At 56.6% G+C, this 2,167-nt stretch carries 2 protein-coding genes; both read left to right on the top strand.

The genetic code is table 11. The annotated features are described in order from the left end of the window. The first annotated feature begins 147 nt into the window (after positions 1–147). Positions 148–1,008, top strand: coding sequence for an aminoglycoside N-acetyltransferase AAC(3)-IId (gene aac(3)-IId / locus HHA41_RS12905; RefSeq protein ID WP_000557454.1), 861 nt, complete (start codon positions 148–150; stop codon positions 1,006–1,008). 12 nt (positions 1,009–1,020) lie between these two features. Beyond that, positions 1,021–1,563, top strand: coding sequence for an AAA family ATPase (locus HHA41_RS12900; RefSeq protein ID WP_000587837.1), 543 nt, complete (start codon positions 1,021–1,023; stop codon positions 1,561–1,563). Positions 1,564–2,167: the final 604 nt, after the last annotated feature.

Genomic DNA, 2,167 nt, shown 5'->3' with positions numbered 1-2,167 from the left:
AACAAGGTGGCTTAACTAGAGCGGAATATCACTTATAAATACGCTTTTAGTTGTTCAAACAAGTGGGACCACCTCTATATCTCGATAGGTATAGTAGAGTGATATCTCGATAGGTATAGTGTTTTGCAGTTTAGAGGAGATATCGCGATGCATACGCGGAAGGCAATAACGGAGGCGCTTCAAAAACTCGGAGTCCAAACCGGTGACCTCTTGATGGTGCATGCCTCACTTAAAGCGATTGGTCCGGTCGAAGGAGGAGCGGAGACGGTCGTTGCCGCGTTACGCTCCGCGGTTGGGCCGACTGGCACTGTGATGGGATACGCGTCGTGGGACCGATCACCCTACGAGGAGACTCTGAATGGCGCTCGGCTGGATGACGAAGCCCGCCGTACCTGGCTGCCGTTCGATCCCGCAACAGCCGGGACTTACCGTGGGTTCGGCCTGCTGAATCAATTTCTGGTTCAAGCCCCCGGCGCGCGGCGCAGCGCGCACCCCGATGCATCGATGGTCGCGGTTGGTCCGCTGGCTGAAACGCTGACGGAGCCTCACGAACTCGGTCACGCCTTGGGGGAAGGATCGCCCGTCGAGCGGTTCGTTCGCCTTGGCGGGAAGGCCCTGCTGTTGGGTGCGCCGCTAAACTCCGTTACCGCATTGCACTACGCCGAGGCGGTTGCCGATATCCCCAACAAACGGTGGGTGACGTATGAGATGCCGATGCTTGGAAGAGACGGTGAAGTCGCCTGGAAAACGGCATCGGATTACGATTCAAACGGCATTCTCGATTGCTTTGCTATCGAAGGAAAGCCGGATGCGGTTGAAACTATAGCAAATGCTTACGTGAAGCTCGGTCGCCATCGAGAAGGTGTCGTGGGCTTTGCTCAGTGCTACCTGTTCGACGCGCAGGACATCGTGACGTTCGGCGTCACCTATCTTGAGAAGCATTTCGGAACCACTCCGATCGTGCCTCCGCACGAGGCCGTCGAGCGCTCTTGCGAGCCTTCAGGTTAGAGGCCGTCGACAATGATAATCTGGATCAACGGACCTTTCGGCGCCGGAAAGACGACGCTCGCTAAGCGGCTGCGCGATCGGCGTTCCAAATCGCTGATCTTTGACCCCGAGGAAATCGGGTTCGTGGTGAAAGAAACGGTCCCCATGCCAGCGAGCGGAGACTATCAGGATCTCCCCTTGTGGAGGGGACTTACGATCGCGGCGGTCAGGGAGATTCGAAGGAATTACTCGCAGGACATCATCATCCCAATGACGCTCGTGCACCCGGACTATCTGACTGAGATACTCGACGGGGTAAGGCGGATCGACGATCAGCTGCTGCACATCTTTCTGACGCTCAACGAGGACCTATTGCGTCACCGGATCGCGAACCAGACCATGCATCCTGACCCGAATCGAAATGCGGAGATTCGAGAGTGGCGATTAGCGAATGTCGCCCGATGCTTGGCCGCAAGGGAACGGCTTCCATGCACAACCCGTGTTCTCGATAGTGGTGCACACACCAGCGATGAACTCGCAGCGATGGTGCTCGACGGAATCGATGGGCGCACCTGATCGCCTTCGACGCCTGCGCAAAGCGTAGCGCGAGGGTGGCGGGCTCACGACCAAACGCCCAGAGGTCGATCATCGCAGGGATGTTTGGCTTTGTGGTGCGGACGACGGGACTCGAACCCGTACTCTCACAGAGAAGCAGATTTTCGTACCACCTCGACTTTCGCCGCCGTCTGATGACGTTCGTGGTCTGGACTGTCCCTTCGCCATTGCCCGAAGGCTTTAGGCGCCGCCCGTCCAGTCTCTACACCTTCCCCCGAAGGGGCTTGGCTCGGGATTGGCTTAGGGTATTGCCCGTTAGCGTTCCCCGACTTTGAGCGGTTCTACTCCGCGGATTTCCCCGCGGGCACTCCAATTTTAAAGTCTGCTGCGTCTACCGATTTCGCCACGTCCGCCTTTTTTCGCCGTTCCTAGCGCTCGTGCGATGCACCTATGTTGCACCTAGCGCCGAATCGTTCTTCGTCATCCTGAAAAACCACGTCTCCTAAAGCCTTGCATAGCTTATCTTTTCTCCACCACGAACTTTTTTGGGCACTGTTGCAAATAGTCGGTGGTGATAAACTTATCATCCCCTTTTGCTGATGGAGCTGCACATGAACCCATTCAA

The organism is Acinetobacter sp. A1 (assembly GCF_012371315.1).
In the GTDB taxonomy this organism is placed as follows: Bacteria; Pseudomonadota; Gammaproteobacteria; order Pseudomonadales; family Moraxellaceae; genus Acinetobacter.
Note: the sequence above shows the minus strand (reverse complement) of the source record. Positions and strands in the feature narration are given on the sequence as shown.